This window comes from Inquilinus ginsengisoli (assembly GCF_050434925.1).
GTDB classification, from domain to species: domain Bacteria; phylum Pseudomonadota; class Alphaproteobacteria; order DSM-16000; family Inquilinaceae; genus Inquilinus; species Inquilinus ginsengisoli_B.
In genome coordinates this window covers 7,310,564-7,330,361 of record NZ_JBNDJK010000001.1, presented here as the reverse complement: position 1 = coordinate 7,330,361, position 19,798 = coordinate 7,310,564, and the positions used below count along the sequence as shown (strand labels likewise).

Genomic DNA, 19,798 nt, shown 5'->3' with positions numbered 1-19,798 from the left:
CCAGATGGTCTTTGGCGGAGCCAAGATTTCGGCGCCGGCCATGGCGGCCGCCCATGGCATGAAGGAAGTCACTCTTCACCAGGCCACCAACAAGCAGGTGCGGCCGCTCGTGGCCCAGGCGGCTGGTGGCCCGCCGGCCGCCGACCCGGCCGCGATACCGGCCGGGTCGATGGAGCTGGCGGGGCACATGCTGCCGACGTCCCCGGATCTGGTGCCTTTTCCCGAGGTGCCGCGCGCCCGGCCTGCCAAGTTCACCGGGCTGCCGCGAGCGCCGGCGATGCCGCAGATGCCGACGGAGTCGGCAAGGCCCGGCCCCCAGACGGCCCGCCCGAATCCCGCGATCCCCTCCGGCGGCACGCCCGCCGACCCAGCCGCGGCGGTGGCCGATCTATCGGCACCGCCCCGAAAGGCATCGGCTGCGGCCGGTCGACGCCCACCGGCGGCCGCCCCGCCCCACGATCCCCTCGACGAGGCGACGATACGGCCCGGCGGGTCGCGCCCCAACGGCCGCAAGCGGTCTGCCTGACGGGATTTCGCCATGCCCCTGACGGCGTTCTTCTCCGAGCAGCTGGATCAGCTCGAGGACTTCATGGACGAAGCGGGTCCGGTGGTCCGCATCGTCCTCGTCGACCCGGAGATGCGCGGGGTCCTGCTCCGGATGCTGGGCGGGCTGGACGAGCAGGACGATTTCCTTCACCTGCTGATCGCGCATGCCGAGCCCTTCCGCGATCCGGCCGGCTGGTTCGGCAGCCTGCTGGACGGCCTGGATGCGCAGATCGAGCAGCATGCGGACGCCCTGGCCGAAGCCGGCATCGGGCTCGCGGACGATGCCGGCCTGTCCGCGCCATGGCGGTTCCTGCGGCGCGCGGAAGGCCTCGCCGATGCCCTGCCGGACAAGGTCGGCAGCCTGGTGTTCCTGATCGATCCCGAGGCCATCGAGGATCGGGACGGCTTCACCCGGTCGATCGCCTTCCTGGCCGACAAGGTCACCAGCCCGAGACTGAAATTCATCGTCCTCCATGGCCGGGGAGACCCTTTCCTCAGCTCCATCGAGGCGGATCGTCCCGGCGTGAGCCGCCAGGTCTTCTGGTGCTCGCCGGAGGAGATGGAGCGGCGGGTGAACGCCACGCTGGAGCGTTCCACCCAGACATCCCCATCGGATCACCGGCGGGCGCTGCTGATGGCCGCCGGCTTCGCCTTCTCGAACCGGGACTACCCGCGGGCCGAAGCGCTGCAGCGGCAGCAGCTCAAAGCCGCGGAGACGGCCGACGAGCCGCTGGAGCAGGCGATCGGGGCCTATGGTCTCGGCAACACGCTTCTGGCGGAGCGGCGGGCGGAGGAGGCGGTGGAAGCCTTTCTGCGGGCCTGCGACCTCTGCGTCGCGCATCAGCTGAACGAGCTGGCGCCGATGGCCTACACCAATCTCGGCGTCGCCTTGCACCGCCTCGGCAGTTTCGACCAGGCCTTCGAGGCGCTGCGCGTCGGCAGCCGGTTCTTCCGGGTGCAGGGCAACCGGCCGGGCGAGGCCTTCGCCTGCGACAATCTCGCGGCGATGCATCAGGAGTTGGGCCGGCCGGACGAGGCCGCCCGGGTCTGGCGCTATGCCCAGGGCCTGTATGAGGGCATCACCAACCCGGCGCTGCAGGATGTGCGGGAGGCCGGCCGCGCGGACATCCGCGCCAAGCTGGAACGGTTGGGACGGGCCGGAAATGGCCCTTGATCCGAACGCCGTCGGCGGGGTCATCACCCGCGGCGGCAACGCGGCGCACACGGCCCAGTCCCCGGCCGGCGGGCCTAACCCGCTAGACGTCTGGACCCACACCGGCGAGGGCTTCGGCCAGCAGGGCGCGACCAGCTCGATGGATCTGAGCCATATCGGCTCGACCCCGGTCGGCGATGTCCCGGGCGCCATGAAGATGCAGGCCGGCAGCTTGGTCGAAGCGCTGAAGGCGGTCAAGGACGCCGATGGCGCCCTGGCCACGACCGGCGGCGTGTTCGGCGCGCTGACATCGGCCGAGCAGTTGATCTCTATCCCGTTCTCGGCGATTCCGTTCCCGGCCCTGCCGGCGGTGCGCATCCTCGACTTCGCCATCGGCCTGCCGCACGCCCACACCCACCCGCCGAACCTGATCCCGCCGGCGCCGCCGATCCCGCTACCGAGCTTCGGCCCGGTGATTCCGATCCCATTCCTGTCGGGCGCCAGCACGGTGCTGATCAACGGCATGCCGGCGGGGCGCTGCCTCGACATGGGGCTGGGGATCTGGTGCGGCGGCTATTTCCCGATGTTCGAGATCTTCCTCGGCTCCTCCTCGGTCTGGATCGAGGGGATGCGGGCGGCCCGGATCGGCGTCGACATCACCAAGCACTGCGTGTTCTCGTCGTTCAAGGTCGGGCCGAGCGATCCGCCGCTGGGCGTGCCGATCGGGACCACGGTGACGGCGAGCCCGAACGTCATCATCGGCGGCGTGCCGATGCCGTCGCTGATGGCGATGGCGATGGGCGCGGCGATGAAGGGGGCGTTCAAGGGCCTCGGCAAGGCGGCCGGTGCGGCCAGGCAGGCGCGGGCGGCCTCGCGGGCGGAGAAGCCACCGGCGGCCCGGCCGCCGCAGCGGGCATTGCCGCCGGCCCCGGAGAGGCCAGCGCTGCCGGCTGCACCAACCAAGTCCTGGCCGCCCCGTTCCCCGGCGGCCTATGCGGCGGCCCAGCAAGTGCGGGAGGCGGTTAGGAGGGTCAACGCCTGGAGCAGGGGTAGAAGAACTTTCGTCGTCGATGGAGCAGGCGAGACGTCGGTGCTTCGAAGTGAATTGATAAGCCCGCCTGGTGCCGCGCATGTCTTCGTTCATGCGGATGGAAGCGTTTCCGTGGGCCTCTCGGGGGATGCGGGGCGGGCAATCGCCCGTGATGTCGAGCGCGAGCTGAACTCGCAGGGGAGACGCTTCACCGTCGACGGCTCAGGCAACACAATGGTGGAGCCGGACCCCTCTCGTGGCCTGAATTCCCAAGGACAAACCAATTGGCGCGTGAGCGGCGAGGCCGACCCCAACCTTCCCGTGGGGCGCCATCCCCGGCGCATGCTGGATCCGCGGAACTGCGCCGAGCCGCGGGCGGCATCGGCCGCTCGCCGATCGGACAGCCCGATCGTCGGGAGCGAGACAATCCAGCTTTCGGAGGGGAAGAACAATTACAAGCTTCCGAGCGAGCAAAGATATGTATCCCCCGAAACCGGACAGAAGGTAAAAGATCAGATGAAGCCGTGTCGCAACTGCGATCTCAATAAGCATGAGATTATGCGCCATGCGCGTCGCGGATCGTCAGGAGAGTAGGACGATGAGCTGGGTCGACGAACTGAAATCCCGCATTCTGGAATTCGATCCGGGCTTCCTTTCAGGGATCAGGCCGGCCGCTGCGGGCGATACTCTGGAACTGACTTCGATACTCAGAACGAGTCTACCCAAGGATTACCGAGAATTTCTAGCTGCGATGGGCAAATCAGATGGTGGTTTATTTTATACTGAAAGGATAGACAGCTCGATCGACGCGGTCATCTCATATTGTGAACGCATCCTGGAAGAGACCACAGAGCACAGCTTCGAGCGCTGCATCCCGATTGCTGTCGGAGTGGACTTCGAGGGGCTGGGGATTATTGCAGCACCGGATGGAGGGGATCGTAACGTCGTCTTCCTGAGCGACGGCCAGCCGGGCGACTATGCCCATAGAAGCTTGCCGGCGATGTGCTTCTCGCATGGCTTCATGTTCGAACAGTGCGCGACCGGCTCATGGGTGATGATACGTTCGCCGACAGGCCGTCCTGAGGCACGCAGAGCGGCCCAAATGTTGGAAGATGCCGGCTACGCCCGTCAATGGTTCAGCAGCGCCAGGCAACTGCATCTCCGGCAGGACAACAAGCTGATTACCATTCTCGCCGACGACCCGGGGCAGCCGCTGATTTGCGTCGGCGCACGGGAAAGATCGGCCATCGAAGCCGCCGTCGGAGATCTTTCGCAAATCATGGGTGACTTCGAAACCGAATGGACCGAGGAGACGACGCTGCCCCAGGCCCGCCAATATATGCTCGAGGCTGAAGAGCCGTAGGTATTGATCCGATCTACGGCGATCTCGTCGCCAGGGAGGCGGCTATCGCGCTCCATCCGGGTTCGGTCGGAGGCCCGCCCGCCCGGCAGACGCCGGGAACCGGTCGGGCCGCAGCGCCGGCCGCCGTCAGCGCCGGGGCTGTTCGCCGCCGAGCGGGGCGATACGGTTGTCGCTGCCAGCGTCGACGATCGAAGGCGTCTCGGACTTCTTCGTCCAATAGACCTGGTTCTGCGATCCGGACACGGTCAGCGTGGCGCCTGCGGCCAGTCCGATCGAGACGATGTTGCGGTCGCCTTCGAGGATGAGCGAACGGCACTTGCCCGCAAGGGTGTAACGCTGGTCGTCGGCGCGAATGACGACGTCGCGGTCGGCGCAGGCGATGGGCTGGCGTTCGGCCGCAGCCTGCAGGATCAGGATCTCCGCCTGCGATGGAGCACCAGGAACAATCGAAAATCCGAGCATGGCTGCGATACCGGAGATCATCCGGGTCATCCGTCGACTCTTGATCGCGGTCATCGGCTCCTTCCCCTTCATGGCCGGTGAGCTCCATGGTCGGTCCGATCCGACCTGATCCGCGGCAGCTCCCGACAGGTTCCTGTAAGAATACTGTGCCTGTCGTGGGAACGGATGAACATTGTTCGAATGCGATCATGTCGCCGGATGCGGGCAGCCGCGTGTTTTTCCATCGGCGGGTCCAAAATCTTCATTTCCGGAACGCGATAAGCAGGACCTCCTTCAGGGCCTGGCCGGTCTCGAGGAAGGGCATCGGGTCGACCGCGGCAGCTCCGCGCCGGATCTCGTAGTGCAGATGGGCCCCGGTCGATTCGCCCGTGGAGCCGAGCGTGCCGACAACGGTCCCCGCCGTGACCGGATCGCCCACGCCGACCGCGAGGGACCGCATGTGCGCGTATCGGGTGACCAGCCCGTCCGCATGCTGGATCTCCACCATGTTGCCATAGCCGCCGGCGATGCCCGACCGCAGGACCCGGCCCGCACCGGTGGCGAAGATCGGCGTTCCCGCCGGGGCGACGAGATCGACGCCCATGTGCATGATCGTCAGGCCGGTGATCGGATGGACGCGCACGCCGAAAGGGCTCGACTTCTGATACGCGACTCGCAGGGGCGGCGCTAACGGCAGCCCCGGCAGGCGAGCTGCCAGAAGGCGGGCATGGGCGTCGAGCACGGCGGGCGAGAACGGGTCCGCGATCAGGGCGGGGCCGGCCGGCGGCGGCAGGTCGAGCCGGTCCAGGGCGCGGTCGACCGCCGCGACCGCCACGGCCAAGCGCACGGTCTGCGCCAGGCGCCGGTCGGTGGCCGCGACATCTGCCGATGACAGGCCGAGCGCTGTAAGGTCCGGGCCGGCCACGGCGACCGGGGCGGGCGGCTCCGTCCGCGGCGGTCGAGCCCGGTACGACAGCGCCAGAGCGACCGCCAGCACCGTGAGCACGGCCAATGCCCCGACGCCCAGAAGGAGCGGAAGCGGAGCCTGTCCGGCGAGGCGAGTGCGTCCGTCCGCAGGCGATCGATCGTGCGACGGTGATGCCGGCTGTGATACGCCGTCATGCGGGGCGGTCCGCGTGGCCAGCACAAGCACCGCCGGCTGAGGCGCGTCCGGTGTGGCGGCGTGCGCGGCCAGTCGCCGGGCCACGGCATCGGGCGGCTCGTGGAGTAGGGACGCATCGACGGGCCGCGCCATGCCGGTCGACAGATCGCCAGAGGCCAGGACGAGCCGGTCTCCGGCTTCCAGGTGGATGCGAGTCACCTCCGGGTGGGAAGTGGTCTTCGCGGGTGGAGATCGACCGTCGAAGGGGAGAGAAGCGAGGCCGTCCGGCCCGAGACGGTAGAGGCCGCACGCGCCGGTCCGGACGCACATCACATGCGGCAGGCTGACGATCGCGGCCAGGATGGACACGCCCTCGGATCGCCGGCGGGACTGCTGCCGGTGACTGGACCGAAGCGCTTCCCGCTCGACCCGCCGGCGAACCGCCCGGGCCAGCTCCGCCCGGCTGAGCCCGGCCGGCAGCGCTGCGAGATCTCTCAGCACGGCCGAGGCCTCGTCGCGAAGACCCGGAGTGTCGCTCCCCGGCACGGCCAGGGCCCAGAGCCCGACCTCCGGCCGGCACAGCGCGTGGGGCGCCCCGGCGATGCCGGCGTCGCAGGCGGCGCGTGCTGCCGCGCCCGGCCGGGGGGCGACCTCCGGCATCAGTCGAGCGGCGAGGTCGATGGCGGCGCATCATCCGGCAGCCCGCCGGCCGAATCGACGAGCGGACGCGCCGCGTCGATCAGCGCCGCGAAGCCGGGCAGGTCCGCGCCGTCGCCCGTGAGGAGCCAGGCATAGCGGCGGTCGATCGCCGACCATGGCCTGGTGCCGCCGACGGCCTCGGCCAGGGCCGAAAGCCGCGCCGCATCCGCACCGCTCGCCCGGTCGAACAGCGTGGCCTGGCGCGCGGCGATGGCCAGGCGCAGGAGCGGTCCGGGCGATCGGGTCAGGGCGTCGATGACCTGGCGCGTGTTGTCGGTCCGGGCCGGCAAGATCTCGAGATCGTCCAGAAGGCTGTCCCAGGCCCTGGCCGCGTCGTCGAGATACAGCCCGAGCACGGTCGCGGCGAGCGTGCGTCCGACAGTCTCCGGCCGTTCGCCCTCGCCCAGCACCCAGGCATCGGCCTGCAGTGCGCCGGAGAGGTCGGCCAGCGCCGGCGCCATCACCCGATGAAAGCCGTCCGCGGTGAGCAGGCCCGGGATCGGCGTGGCGAGGGAAGCACCGGACCGGCGGGCCAGCGCCCAGCTGTCGGCCCCGAGGACGAGATCGGCGCGGAACGGCGGCAGTGCCTGCGCCGCCTCGGAGCTCCGGATCGCGGCATAGGCCCGGACCGCGAGCGGCGTCTGCCGGAGGCGGGTCCGGACCCGGTCGATTGCCCCGGCGTCCACCCGGGGCACGAGGCGCGGCTCCGCGGCCAGGGCCCGGTTCAGGTGGTGCGCCAGCCGCTCGCGTCGGTCGGCGGCGGGCTCGGTTATCGACCAGTCGATCGCGGCCCAGAGGCGGACCAGATCGTCCTGTCGCGGCACATTCGCGTCACCGAGGGCGAGGACCGCCTTCAGCCCTTCGAAGGCGAGCTCGGGCGCGACCTCCGGGCGCTCGATCCGCTCGAGAATCCGGCCCGCCAGCCGCCACAGAAACCCGTCGCGCAACAGGTCGCGGTCCAGTCGCTGGGCTTCCGTCCGCAGTTCGTCGAGAGTCGCGGCGTTCAGGCCGGTCCGTCGCCACCAGGCGGGCGGCGCGCCGGCGAGCGGGGAGGCGGAGAGGCGGTCCAGCGCATCGAGGGCGACGGCCGGATCGTCCGGCGACGCGGCGGGGTCGGGAGCGACGGCGCGGGCCTCCGCTATCGCCGACCGCGCCTCCCTGGCGAGCTGCCGATTGTCGATATGGATGGCGGCCAGGAGAGCGGCCGCGACGACGAACCCGCCCGCCAGCACCGCCATCCATGTCCGCCGCCGGGTCATCGGGTCAGGTCGTCGACAAGGCTCTGGGGCTCGGCGGCGCCGTTATCGCGCATCCGCTGCATGTGCAGCACGAAGATGTCGACATAGGGCAGCAGCGAGTCGGAGCCGCGGGCGTGCAGCTCCGCCTTCAGCGTCGGCACCTGCGCCTGAACCACCTCGTCCGAATAGTCGCCGGCGGTGCTCAGCACGGTGTCGACATAGATCTCGCGCGAGGTGCGCACCGTGTCCTCCAGCCCGGAACGCTGCTTCTCCATCTGCTGCATCTGCGCCTCGGCATCGCCGAGCGCCTTGCGGGTCTGGGTATCCTGGCGCCGTGACTGCAACTGCCGCAAAGCGGGGCGCGCCACCTGCTCGATCGCTTGGCCCACGGCCAGCAGGCGCTGCTGATCGGTGCGCAGCTTGTTGCCGAGCAGCGCCCCGACATTGACCAGCGACCGGACCGTCCGGTTTCGGGCGTCGTTCCGGTCCACCAGCGCTTCCCGGATCGATTGCCCGACGCCGTGCAACTCGGCTTTGACGGCCTCGTCCCCGGCCTCGTCGGCTAGGCGATCCAGCGTGCTCAGGGCCGAATCCTCACGCCGGGCATTGGCCGGGCTCTCGCTCGACGACGGCATGGCGCGCCATTCGCGCTCGATCTCCGCCAGCCGCTCGGGCGAGGTGATGACCGGGGCGGCCACTGCCAGGCGGAGCCCGAGCTGGCGGGTCTCGGTCGCCTTGCCGCTGCTGCCGGCGTAGTAGGGCATCTCGACCCGCATGCCGGAGCGGATCTGGTCGAGCGGCATGGTGAAGTCGCCGCCGCGGACGATGAAGCCGCCGGCCTGACCGTGCAGTCGGCCGCGCCGGTTCAGCCGGAACGGCTCGAACATCATCTCCGATGCGTTGCCGAGGATGTCGTGGAGGCCGTGCGGATTGGGCTTGAGCAGGCCGATCGGATGCAGCTTGCCTTCCGCCGAGCCGGTGCCCTGGTACCAGAGATACTCGGCCGGAACGCCGCTCGGCATCGGAAACCGCGATGCCAGGAACGTTTCCGACGACACCGACATGCCGCCGCGGGCCGCATACTCCCATTCGTCCTCCGTCGGCAGGCGGGCGAAGCCGGGGGTTCCCGATTCCGACGGCAGCACGTCGCGCGCATGGGTGATCAGCCATTCGGAATAGCGTTGGCCGAAGGCCACGGCGTCGAACCACGAGACCTCGGTCTGCGGCACGCGCGTTCGCATCGTCGGGTTCGGGCACTCGCCGCCGGCCAGCGCGTCCCATTGCGCGCGGGTGACCTCGTACTTGCCCATCAGGAAATAGCGGACGCCCGGCGTCGCCGCGTCGGTGAAGGAGCCGGCGATGACCTCGAAGCGGCGGTCGCTGAGGAAGCCCAGCTCCGGCTGGGCGTCGCCGAGCTGGACCCGGACGTCGTCGAGAACGCCGGCGGAGGGCAGGTCGATGCGCCGGAAGGTCATCGCGCCGCCGCAGGGCAGGGGCAGCACGACATCGCCGGGTGCCGGCGATGGATTGTAGGACTCCTCGGGCCAGGTGATGGTCTCGGCCGCCCGGCCCGGGGCGGCGATTGCCAGCCAGGCCGCGAATCCCAGAAGCGCGGCGCGCAGGGGCCGGGCGGGTCGGTCAGACATCACGAAGTCCCTCGGACGGTTGGATGCGGGCGGCGAGCAGGCCGCCCCAGCTCGCCGACAGCAGCGCGGCCAGGATCGTCGCCGCCGCGGCGATGCCGAAATGGACCAGCAACAGGCGGCAGATGCGTTCGCCGGGCTGCAGACTGCCGGCGAAGATGGTGTTAAGTGCGGTGGCCGCGCCCTGAAAGACGAGTCCGGCGAGGACCACGCCGAGCACCGCGATCAGCACCGCCTGCACAACCGGGAAAGCGACCAGGGACCGCGTCGGCAGCCCGATCAGCCGCAGCATCGCCAAGTCCCGCCGCTTGCGCTCGACATGGCCGCGCAGGCTGGCGGCGAGGGAGACCAGATAGCCGAACGCGCCGCAGCCGGCGATCAACCAGAAGGCAATGCCGAGATTGCGGTCCATCAATTGCATCTGCGCGATCTCGGCCGAAGCCGTGCGGACCTCAACGCCTCGTTCCTTGAGCCGCGCCTCGATCGCGCCGACGTCGTAGATCGAGCGGGCATAGAGGCGGAACCGCGCGAACACGCGGTCCGCGGTTGGCGGCGGCACGCCGGTCCAGCCCCGGTCGCCGACGGCGAAGCCGTCCCGCCAATCCTCGGTGGCGGTGAGGAGGTCGAGCGGCGCCAGCAGGGCGTCGGCTGGCGCGATCGGCGCGTCGGTGATGCCGGAGACGGCGAGGGCCAGACGCTGCGCCTCGAGACGGCCGTCGCGCTGCCGCGTGATCTCGGCGGTGAGCCGGTCGCCCACAGCCGTGCCGAGGCTGTCGGCCAGCCGGCGGCCGAGCACGACCGCATCCCCGGCCGGCGGCGCATTGCCGGCGAGCAGCGGATCGCCCGGCCCCGACGGCAGCAACGCGACGCCGGAGAGGGGGCGGCCGCCGCCATCCGCCTTGCGCAGCCGGGTGAAGCTGGCGGCGATCGAGCGGGTCGCCGGCACGATGAAGGCGACCCCATCCTCCCCGGCCAGGTCGCGGAAGAACGCCGCGTCGAACCGGCCGCTGCCGGCCGGCACGATCTCGCGGTTGCGCGGATCCTCGATCAGCCGCTGGGCCAGGGTGTCGATCAGGCCGAAGCGCATCCCGAACAGGACCAGCAGCGGCGCCAGCACCGCGGTGAGGCCGAGCACCTGGCACAGCACGATCCGCCAGTCATGGCCGAAATCCCTGGCGGCGAGGCGCGCCGCGAGCGCAATCCGTCGCATGACCGGCTCAGGTCCAGAAGTAGGCGCGCACGGCATCCTGCTCGCGCCGCAGGGCATGGCCGAAGGTCCGGTATCCGCCGGCCTCGGCCCTGGCCCAGTCATGCGAGGCGATGATCGCCGTGGTCTTCAACTGCTGGACGGTCTCGATCAGCAGGCCGAACACCTGCTCCGCCGTAGGCGGGTCGAGCGACGCCGTGGGCTCGTCCGCCAACAGGATGTCGGGCCGGTGGGCGAGGGCACGGGCAATGGCCACGCGCTGGCGCTCGCCGACCGACAGGCGGCGCGGCTGGACGTCGAGCAGCCGTGCGAGGCCGAGCCGACGCGCCAGGGTGCGCAGATGCTCCAGGTCGTGCCGGCCGGCCACGCGGGCGGTCAGGGCGATGTTCTCCCCGACCGTGAGATAGGGCAGAAGCCCGCCGTTCTGCAGCACATAGCCGATGCTGTTGGCCCGCAGCGCCGCGAGGGCATCGTGCCGCCGGCGGCGCCAGAGCAGGGCCAGGTCGACCGGCGAGCCCTTGCCGCCGGCCAGATGGAAGGCGCCGGCGCTGTCGGGGGCCAGCGTGCCACCCAGAAGATCCAGCAGGGTCGACTTGCCGGAGCCGGACTGGCCGGTCAGGAACCAGATCTCGCCGCGCTGGACGACGAGGTTGCTGACATGCAGCTCGAAGGCGGCGCTGCGCCCGCCGCGGCGCAGCGTCACGTCGCGCAGGGCGTAGACCGGCGGGGGCGCCAGGACGTTCATGGCAGGGCGTCGAGCGGGATCGGAGAGACGGCATCGCCGCCGCTGCGGTCGCCGTCGAGGGCGATCCACAGATCGGTGTTGTCGTAGATCTGCCGATACAGCGCGACCTTTGCCTCGAGGTCGTCGAGGAACTGGCGCTGCTGGCCGAAGCTCCAGGACAGCCAGTCGTCCTCGCTCAGCTCCATGATCCGGCTGCGATAGGGCAGGCCCTCGAGGTATTCGCCGATCAGGCCGAGATCGGCCAGCCGGCGGGCATTCTCGCCGCCGACGCCCTCCGGCCGCCGGGCCATGGTCGCGGCGGCGCTGCGCAGCTGGCGGAAGAAATCGTTCGGCGCCACGCGCGTCGACTCGCCGGCGTCGATGATTGCCTTCAGCGTCGCCTGCAGATCCGACAGCTGGTTCCGGCTGATCAGCACCCGCACGTCGAGCGCCTTGCGGGCCGGGTTGGCGATGTCACGGTCGGAGACCCAGGCCGAGAACAGGCGAGGCGGCTGGTTCCCCTCCATCCGGCCGAGATAGGCGAGCTGCATGGCGCGACCGACAAGTCCGGCGCGGGCGAAGGCGTTCTCGCTCGTCTCTGCCGCCGGCTTCGCCGGGGATGCCGCCGCGGGTGACCCATCCACAACCGCGGCCTGGGGGGCCGTATCCATCTGCCGGAGGATCGTTTCCGAGATCCGATCGATCACCGTGCCGAAGGTCCGGACGTCGCCGCCCTCGACCGGGAAATACAGGCTGCCGATGTTCGGGTAAGCGGTCATCGGCGTGTAGGCGTCCTCGGCGGCCGCGTGGTCCGCCTTGCCGGCCGGCGTCTCCAGATGGATCACCATCAGCGCCGCGCCCTTGGACTGGGCCAGGAGGCGAAGCTGGTCCGGGTCGAGATGGGTCGAGGAATAGGGATCGCTGGCACGCCGCGGGCTGGCGTCGCTGACCAGCACGACGAAGCGGCCGGCGACGCCGGTCCAATCGATGTCGTCGAGCGCGGACTTCACGCCGGCCAGAGCATCCTCGCGGAAGTCGAGATTATCCGCCGTCGAGGCCGATGCGGCGTCGAGGCGTCCTAGGAACGACGCCCGGTCGTGCCCGTCGGCCAGGGTCGCGAACACCTTGGTGATGTAGCCGTCGGGCGAGCCGTCCGGCATCACGTCGCGGAAGCCGACCAGGCCGAAGCTGACCCGGTCGCCCTCCTCGGACGCCGCGAGCTTCGCGGTCAGCGCCTCGATGGTGGCGCGGGTGCGGGCGACATAGGGCTCCATCGATATGGTGGTGTCGACGACGAAGACCACGCCGGCGCGGTACCCCTCCAGCAGCTTGGCCGCCTCCTCGGGATCGGGCTTGGCCGGCTCGGGCTGGTCGGGCTTCTCCTGCAGCGATGTCGCGGCGACCTGGAGCGCCAGCCCCGAGAAGCCGCTGGCGAAGTAGCCATCGGTCCAGTTCAGGATCGGCAGCAGATAGAAGGTCTTGGCCGGGTCGATCCAACTCGGTGGCTCGATCGCCGTCACCGGGCTGTCCGCGGGCAAAGCGCGGGTTTCGGCGGCTTGGCGAAGCGTCGCGGCCCGGGCGGCGGCGTCGGGTGATTCCATCAACGTGAGAAGCGGATCGGACTCCTTGAAGAACAGCGCGCGGTCGCGGTTCACCGGGTTGGCGAAGAGGACGACCATGGTCTGCTTCCAGTCGATCGCCTCTGCCGCCGGGATCCACCCCAGCGTCCGGCCGCCCGGCGTTGTGCCGATCTCGATCCAGTCGGCGTCCCCGCTTTTCGCCCGGCCATAGACGAAGAGCATGGACAGTGCCGGGATCTCCGGGCCTGCCGAAGCCCCGCCCGGTTCGGCCGTGGCCTTGGCACCCGGACGGGTCAGCACGCGCTGCCACAGGCTCGTCGTCCCCGGCATCAGCAGCGGCGTCCGGGCTTCGGCCGGTGCGGATGGGGTCTGCGCCGCCGCCGTGCCGGTAGCGAGCGTCGCCGACAGCCAGACCGCGAGGATGCGGGCGAGGGGAGCCATTCGGATCATGGTTCGGAACCTGCGTTGCCGAGGGCCTGGAGACGCGGCCGGGCATCCTCCATCCCCCGTTCCAGGGCGGTCGAATAAAACTCTCGGGCCTTGGCCGGGTTCGGCGCGGTGAAGGGGTGGGGCCCCCGGTCCCAGGAGGCCGGATCGTAGAAGCGGGCGATGCCGAGCGCGGCCTCGCCGCTGCCGTGCCGCGCGGCCTCCTCCCACAGGACCAGCGCGGTGTCCGCGTCGCGCTTCTCCTGCAGGAAGCGCCGCCCGGCCAGATACAGGTCGTGCGGCGGCAGGTCCAGGAGCCGGGGCAATTGCTGCCGATCCAGGGGCGGAGCAGAATCCTGACGGATTGCGGCCCCGGCCTCGGCCGGGGTCTCCGCGTTCGGCTGCGCCGCTTTTGGCTGCGCCGGCTCCGATGGCACCAGTGTCGATCGCGGCGGTTCAGGCCGCGGCGGTTCCGATCGCACCACCTCGATGGCAGGGGCGGATGTCGCCGTCGACGGCTGCGGTTGCAAAGGCGCAGTCCGGCGCCATTGCCACCAGACGCCGCCGGCCATGATTAGGACGAGACAGAGGAGGGTGGCGATTGCGGCGACCCAGCGCCATGGCGTCCCGGCCGACGGCGCCGGCCCCTGTCCGGAGGTGGCGGTGACGAGCTCTCGCATCGATTGCGGCCGGTCGAGCGGATCGGGCTCGAGCATTCTCGCGATCCGGGGGGCGAGGCTCGGCGGCACACCGTCGAGCCGCGGGACGGTCCGGCGGGCGTTGACCACTGCCATCATCGACCGGCCCATATCGAGCGGCCGGCCGCGGGCGGCGGCGGCGAGCACGAGCCCGAGGCTGTAGATATCGGACCGGGAATCCACCTGGGCGCCGAACAGCCCGACCTGCTCCGGCGACGCCCAGGAGAACTTGCCGGCGAAGGCGCTGCCGACCACGGTCTGGGCGTCCGGATCGGAAAGCTTGGCGATGCCGAAGTCGATCAGCTTGGCGCCACCGAGCCGGCCATGCTCGAGCAGGATGTTGTCGGGGGACAGGTCGCGGTGGCAGATGCCGATGTCGTGCGCCTCGGCGAGCCCGGAGGCCAGACGGTCGCGCAGGGCCACCACCTCCTCCGGCGTCAGCGGCCCGTCGCGCAGCCGCTCGCTCAGGGACGGGCCATCGACATACTCCATGACGAGGTGGAGGCGCCTCGACTCGTCGCGGAACAGCCCATCATAGCTGACGATGGCGGCGTGCCGGATCTTGCGCAGCGACTGCGCCTCGCGCAGGAACAGGGCGACGATCGCCTCGTCACCCATCAGCTCGGGCAGGATGATCTTGATGGCGTGCCGCGTCTGCTGGTCGATGTGCTCGGCTTCGTAGATCTCGCCCATGCCGCCGCGGCTGATCAGCCGCACGATGCGGTAGGTGAACAGCACGGTCTCGCCGGGCGACAGCTCGGTCGCAGGCTTCGGCCCCCTCGGCGGTTCCGGGACTCTCGGCAATGCATCCTCGGACCGGCGCTCGGGCCCGGCGGTCACGACCAGCCTCCGTTCGGCCGGCGCGGCGGCACGGTGCGTTCCTCGTCGTCCTCGCAGTCCAGGATCACGACAGTGACATTGTCCGGCGCCCCGCGGCCGAGGGCCAGGTCGACCAGCGCGGTCGCCGCCTGTTCGGGCGGCATGGCGTCCAGCAGGTTGGCGATCTCGCCCTCGGAGACGACGCGCGATCAGGCCGTCGCTGCACAGCAGGAAGACGTCGCCCGGCAGCACGACGCTCCGCTCCATTTCCAGCTCCAGCGCATCCGTCGCGCCCACCGCCCGGGTGATGACATTGGACTGGGGATGGTGAAGGGCCGCCTCCGGCGACAGCACGCCGCTGTCGACCAGCTCCTGCACATAGGAATGATCTCGCGTGATCTGCCAGAGCTGCCGGTCGCGCAGCAGGTACAGACGGCTGTCGCCGGCCCACAGGCAGACGAAGCGGCCGGCATGGATCAGCAGCACGATGGCGGTCGACCCGATCGTCCCGCCGCCCCGCGCCGCCTCCTGCCGCAAGGCGTCGTGGACTTCGGACAGCCGGGCGTGGACGTCGCCCATGAAGGCGGCTCCGGAGTCGGGAACCTGCACCCGGTCTAGGGCCTCGACGATCATCCGGCTGGCCTGATCGCCGCGTCGGTGGCCGCCCATGCCGTCGGCCACCGCCCACAGGCCGATCTCCGGCCTGGACAGGAACGCGTCCTCGTTGTGATGCCGCACCGCGCCCGCATCGGTGCGGCCGGCCGATCGGAACTGGAAGCGCTTCACCGGGCGGGCTCCGCAGCGAAGCGCGCCGGCATGAACGCCCGGGGCCAGATCGTGGGCGGCGGCAATCCGTCGCCGGCGAGGTACCACCCCTCCGAAGCCGGGCCGGTCCAGAAGCGGGCTGGAGCCGTCGATGACGCTGCCCCCAGGCGCAGCACGGCGATGCCCAGCCCGTCGGCCCCCACCCCGTCGGATGAGGACAGCGGCGCTCCCTGCCAACCTTCGCCGATCTCGACCGGCGGCCGATCGTCATCCGTGAGCGGCGGGGGGGCGAGGCCTTCGACCGCGGCTTCCCACGCTTCCGGCGCCGTGGTGTCGTCGAGCGCGGCGAGCGCGGTCCGCTCCAGCGCGTCGAACCATCCGGCGGCGAACAGCGGCGCCTCCGGGCCTGGATCCGCGCCGAGCGGCGAGGCCAGGGTGAGGGGGAAATAGCGCCCGACCCGGTCCACGCTGGGCATCAGAACCCCCGCCATCGCCGGACCCGCGCTGCCCGCCGGCAGCAGGAAACGCCAGACCGGCGCAGTCAGGAAGCTGTCCAGCCAACCGTCGCCGAGCGCCTCGCGCGTCGCCGCCATGCCGCGCTGCAGCCAGTCGTCCCAGGGCTCGACGAAGCTGTGGGGCAGCCGGCGGGTGACGAAGTCCCCGAGCCAGGGCAGCTTGCCGAAGATGCCGGGGCTCTCGACCGCCGCGATCAGAAGGCCTGCGGACATTGGAACTCCCTCAGCTGCGGCAGCGTGAAGGGGTTGAGGACGCTGGCGGTGCGGATCTCGAAGGTGGCGTTGTCCTTGCCTTCGCTGATGGTGAGGCGGAACCGGTCGCTGGCCGAGGCGCCGGCGATGCGGGAGCGGTCGACCAGCCGGAACAAGGCCCAGGGGCCGTCCAGGGTGATGCCGCCGCTCGGCGAGCCGTCGACGGCGGTGAAGGAGACGCGGACCTGGCCGGCCCCGGTGCCCGGCCAGCGCATCGACGCCGGGCGGACCGGGCCGTGGTCGTAGGAGACGGTCTGGCCGTTGATGTCGAGTGTCACGCTGGCCGCCTCGGGCGACAGGTCGACGGGCTCGATCTCGAAGCCGATGCTGGGCGCCGTGCCGCCTTGCGGGAAGAACGCGTCGCGGATCCTGGCAGCCTTCTCGAACTGCGCCAGCGTGCTGTCGGCGATGCCGAGATCGACATTGTTCAGCTTGGCCCAGCGCCAAGGATTGCGTGAGGTATCGGCATATTGCGCGAGGTTTCCGGAGAAGAAGCCGTCGATCAGCCCGCCGGGGGCGAACAGCCGGCCGAAATCGTCCAGCTTCACATCCTGCCTGGCGCCGCGGGCGAGCGGATAGCGCCCGGCCAGCGCCGTCTGGCACAGCGGCCGGCCGCTGGTGTTCCAGTCGGCGTTCAGGGTCTGCCGCGCCCCGCCGATGGTGACGTTGGAGGTGGCCTGGGCGATCTGCTCGGCCCAGCCGCGCATCGCCTCCGGCGCCCGGCCGGCCGAGGCGGTGAGCTGCTGTGCCAGGGCCCCGAGCTCGGCATTGGCCGCGGCCCCGGCGGCGCCCGGCGTCATGGCGCTGCGGTTCATCTGGCGATAGACGTCGGCCAGCGTACGGATCATGTCGTCGAGCGGCGCCGCGGCGCCGTTCGGGCCTTCGACGAAGGCGTGCAGGTCGCGGAATCGTTCCTCCACATAGGCGCCCGGCAGCGGCGCGGAGTCCGATGACGGCGAGGCGGCGGCGCCGAGGCGCGTCCGGGCATAGTCCTGGGCGAGCAGCGAGGCGATCCGGCCGCTCATGCCGAGGCGGTTCTGCGCCACGGTCTCGGCCTGGGCGGCGGCGACATTGGCCACCTGCTTCTGGCCGGCGCTGAGCTCCGGCGCGGCCTGCCCTGCGGCGGCCGAGGCCTCCTTGGTCAGCGCCGTCTCCTGCGCCGCCCCGCGCAGGATCGCGGCCAGGGGCGAGCTGGGGCCGGACAGGATGTTCAGGACCTCGACCGCATGCGCCCGGCTTTCGAACGGGACCACGCGGATGTCGGCCAGGAGCGCGTTCCAGGCCGAGATGTAGTCGTTGTAGTAGAGCTGCAGCGCGTCGCTGGCGATCCGGGCCACGGTTGCGTCGTCCGGCTCCTCCGCCCCCACCTGCGGATCGGTCACCCAGCGGTCCGCGGCCACCAGGCGGGCTGCGTCCTCGATCTCCGTCAGCACCACGTCGTGGAAGCCGCGATAGGTGAAGATCCCCGGCACGCCCTCACCGAGGCTCTTGTTCGAGGCCCGGACCAAGGCGCGCGGGGTCTCGGGCCCGCCATGGTCGCTCACGGTCCAGACCGGCAGGGCGGCGGCGTCGGGGCCGGCGGCGAGCAGCGCGTAGGCGCGCTGCGCCGGGGGCGTGGCGGCGATGATGCCGCGGACCCGTTCCACAAGCCGGCCGTCGATCCCGATTCCGGCCAGGGGCCGCTCGAGCAGGGCGGCGGTGTGGGCTTCGACGGATTGGCGAAGGGCGACGTTCTGCTCGCCGGGATAGCGCTGCGCGAGATCGATGCGCAGCCATTCCAGGATCGTGGCGGCATCCACCTCCGGCGCCTTGCCGCCGAGCATCAGGTAGCTCTTCAGCGCGACATAGGCGAGGTCGGAGGGCTGCTGCACATTGCGCAGGATGTCCTCCAGCCGGAGCACCAGACGCGGCAGCAGGACGGTGTTCAGGGCGTGCCGGTAGGCCTGGACGGTGCCCTGGGACAGGGTGTCGCCCTGCCACAGGCCGAAGCGCAGCGACCATGGCGCCGGATCGCTCTGCCGCTCATAGCCGGTCGGCGTCGCGCGCAGGGCGTCGAGGGCGGGCAGGACGGAAACCAGGTCGGCGTCGCGGACCGGCCCTTTGGCGTCGCCCAGCTTCGCGGCGTAGTCGTCAAGGCCGTCCTGCGCCGAGGCGATCAGGGCCTGGTTGCCGATGTAGCTGAAGGTCCAGGCGGCGGTCAGCGCGACCACGGCCACGGCGGCGGCGGCCGTCACGCCCCAGCGGACCCAGCGCAGGCGGCGCTCGAGCCGCGGATTGGTCGAGACGATGTCGGCTTCGGCGAAGACCACCTTGCGCAGCAGGTCGGTCAGGAAGTAGCTGCGGCCCTGGCCATGCGCGGCCGTCATCTGCTGGCGATCCAGGCCGAAGGACCGCGCCATCGCCCCCATCAGCCGGTCGAAGGGCGTTCCCTCCTGGGTGCCGCTGGTGAGGTAGACACCCCGCAGCAAGGGCCTGGCGTCGTATCGGCTGGGGCGGAACGCCTCGGTCAGGAACTCGTGCAGCGCATCGCGCATCGAGGCGACCTGGGCCGGAAAGCCGTAGACCAGGCTGCGGTGCTGGATGTCCGGCTCCTGGTGCAGCCGCTCGACCACGCGGTCGTTGAGCCGATCGACCAGGAGGTCGAACTCGCGCAGGAAGTCCGGGACAACGCCGGTCTCGCCCTTGCCTTCGTCGAGGGCGAAGGTGACGCCCCAGACCTGCTCACGCTCCTCGCGGCCGAGATTGTCGAAGAACTCCGAGAACCCGGCCAGGAGGTCGGCCTTGGTGAACAGGACATAGATCGGGAAGCGGACGCCGAGCTCGTCCGTCAGCTCCTGCAGCCGCTGGCGGACGGCGCGGGCGTGGGCCAGGCGCTCGCTGTCCGGCATCAGCGCGACGTCGGAGATGCTGACGCAGACGATGGCGCCGTTGATCGGCTGGCGCGGGCGGTTGCGCCTGAGCAGGCCGAGAAAGCCCTTCCAGGCCGCGGCGTCCCGCGCGGCATGGCTGTCCTGGGTGGTGTAGCGGCCGGCGGTGTCGATCAGCACCGCCTCGTTGGTGAACCACCAGTCGCAGTTCCGGGTGCCGCCGATGCCGCGGATCGCGTTCTGGCCCTGGCCGGTGCGGTCGGCGAGCGGGAAATCGATGCCCGCGTTCAGCAGCGCCGTGGTCTTCCCGGCGCCGGGCGGCCCGATCAGGACGTACCACGGCAGCTCGTACAGCCAGCGGCGGCGGCCTTTGCGGCCGAGGCGCGTCTTGCGCAGCACCGCGAGCGCCTCGGCCAGCCGGTCGCGGATCGCCCCGATCTCCTCATCCGCCGCATCGGCCGGCACGGCGGATTGCTCCGCCGCGACCTCGTCGACCAGCTTCGCATTCGCCCGCTGGCTGCGCATGGCGGACCAGGCGATCACCAGCGCCCACAGCACCAGCATCGCGGCGATGATGACGACGCGGACCAGGGCGTCCTCGAGCGGCCGCACCTCCGCCACCGCGATCAGCGGGCCGACGAACCAGATGATCGTCGACAGCAGCAGCACGCCGACCAGGGAGACGAACCAGCGGGCCGTCAGGATGGAGACGATCTTGCGCATCACGGCG

14 protein-coding genes are annotated in these 19,798 nt (G+C 70.7%); 4 read left to right on the top strand and 10 right to left on the bottom strand.

Annotated features, from left to right (window positions below):
* The first annotated feature begins 4 nt into the window (after positions 1-4).
* Genes QFZ27_RS34345 through QFZ27_RS34330 form a run of 4 tightly spaced genes read left to right on the top strand, consistent with a single transcriptional unit; the run spans position 5 to position 4,092 of the window.
* Positions 5-526: a hypothetical protein gene (locus tag QFZ27_RS34345; protein ID WP_429231021.1), complete on the top strand. Its 522-nt coding sequence runs from the start codon at positions 5-7 to the stop codon at positions 524-526.
* Positions 527-538: 12 nt separating this feature from the next.
* The gene (locus QFZ27_RS34340; RefSeq protein WP_429231019.1) at positions 539-1,720 is read left to right on the top strand and encodes a hypothetical protein; all 1,182 of its coding nucleotides are present in this window, start codon (positions 539-541) and stop codon (positions 1,718-1,720) included.
* Positions 1,710-3,323, top strand: coding sequence for a PAAR domain-containing protein (locus tag QFZ27_RS34335; protein WP_429231017.1), 1,614 nt, complete (start codon positions 1,710-1,712; stop codon positions 3,321-3,323). The genes QFZ27_RS34340 and QFZ27_RS34335 overlap by 11 nt, the downstream gene beginning before the upstream one ends.
* A 4-nt stretch (positions 3,324-3,327) precedes the next feature.
* On the top strand, positions 3,328-4,092 hold the full coding sequence (locus QFZ27_RS34330) for an SMI1/KNR4 family protein (RefSeq protein ID WP_429231015.1): 765 nt from the start codon (positions 3,328-3,330) through the stop codon (positions 4,090-4,092).
* A 126-nt stretch (positions 4,093-4,218) separates the two neighbouring features.
* On the opposite strand, the gene QFZ27_RS34325 is transcribed toward QFZ27_RS34330, so the two are convergent.
* From QFZ27_RS34325 to tssM, 10 genes are all read right to left on the bottom strand, one after another.
* Positions 4,219-4,608 carry a DUF3060 domain-containing protein gene (locus QFZ27_RS34325; protein ID WP_429231014.1) on the bottom strand — a complete coding sequence of 130 codons (390 nt, stop codon included), beginning with the start codon at positions 4,606-4,608 and terminating at the stop codon, positions 4,219-4,221.
* Positions 4,609-4,795: 187 nt separating this feature from the next.
* Positions 4,796-6,295, bottom strand: a complete 1,500-nt coding sequence (locus tag QFZ27_RS34320) for a M23 family metallopeptidase (RefSeq protein ID WP_429231012.1) — start codon at positions 6,293-6,295, stop codon at positions 4,796-4,798.
* Positions 6,295-7,572 carry an ImcF-related family protein gene (locus tag QFZ27_RS34315; RefSeq protein ID WP_429231010.1) on the bottom strand — a complete coding sequence of 426 codons (1,278 nt, stop codon included), beginning with the start codon at positions 7,570-7,572 and terminating at the stop codon, positions 6,295-6,297. The genes QFZ27_RS34320 and QFZ27_RS34315 overlap by 1 nt, the downstream gene beginning before the upstream one ends.
* 17 nt (positions 7,573-7,589) lie before the next feature.
* Entirely contained in the window at positions 7,590-9,218 is a 1,629-nt protein-coding gene (locus QFZ27_RS34310; RefSeq protein ID WP_429231008.1) for a formylglycine-generating enzyme family protein, read from the bottom strand.
* Positions 9,211-10,425: an ABC transporter permease gene (locus tag QFZ27_RS34305; protein WP_429231006.1), complete on the bottom strand. Its 1,215-nt coding sequence runs from the start codon at positions 10,423-10,425 to the stop codon at positions 9,211-9,213. Before QFZ27_RS34305 ends, QFZ27_RS34310 begins: the two co-directional genes overlap by 8 nt.
* Positions 10,426-10,432: 7 nt before the next feature.
* Positions 10,433-11,167: an ABC transporter ATP-binding protein gene (locus QFZ27_RS34300; RefSeq protein ID WP_429231004.1), complete on the bottom strand. Its 735-nt coding sequence runs from the start codon at positions 11,165-11,167 to the stop codon at positions 10,433-10,435.
* Complete coding sequence (locus QFZ27_RS34295; protein ID WP_429231003.1) at positions 11,164-13,167, bottom strand: vWA domain-containing protein; 2,004 nt, start codon at positions 13,165-13,167, stop codon at positions 11,164-11,166. Before QFZ27_RS34295 ends, QFZ27_RS34300 begins: the two co-directional genes overlap by 4 nt.
* A gap of 5 nt (positions 13,168-13,172) precedes the next feature.
* Positions 13,173-15,455 (bottom strand): bifunctional protein-serine/threonine kinase/phosphatase, encoded by a 2,283-nt coding sequence (locus QFZ27_RS34290; RefSeq protein WP_429231002.1) that lies wholly within the window; start codon positions 15,453-15,455, stop codon positions 13,173-13,175.
* Positions 15,452-16,162 (bottom strand): type VI secretion system-associated protein TagF, encoded by a 711-nt coding sequence (tagF, locus tag QFZ27_RS34285; protein WP_429231000.1) that lies wholly within the window; start codon positions 16,160-16,162, stop codon positions 15,452-15,454. Before tagF ends, QFZ27_RS34290 begins: the two co-directional genes overlap by 4 nt.
* Positions 16,144-19,791: a type VI secretion system membrane subunit TssM gene (gene tssM, locus QFZ27_RS34280; protein WP_429230998.1), complete on the bottom strand. Its 3,648-nt coding sequence runs from the start codon at positions 19,789-19,791 to the stop codon at positions 16,144-16,146. Before tssM ends, tagF begins: the two co-directional genes overlap by 19 nt.
* Between the last annotated feature and the right edge of the window lie 7 nt (positions 19,792-19,798).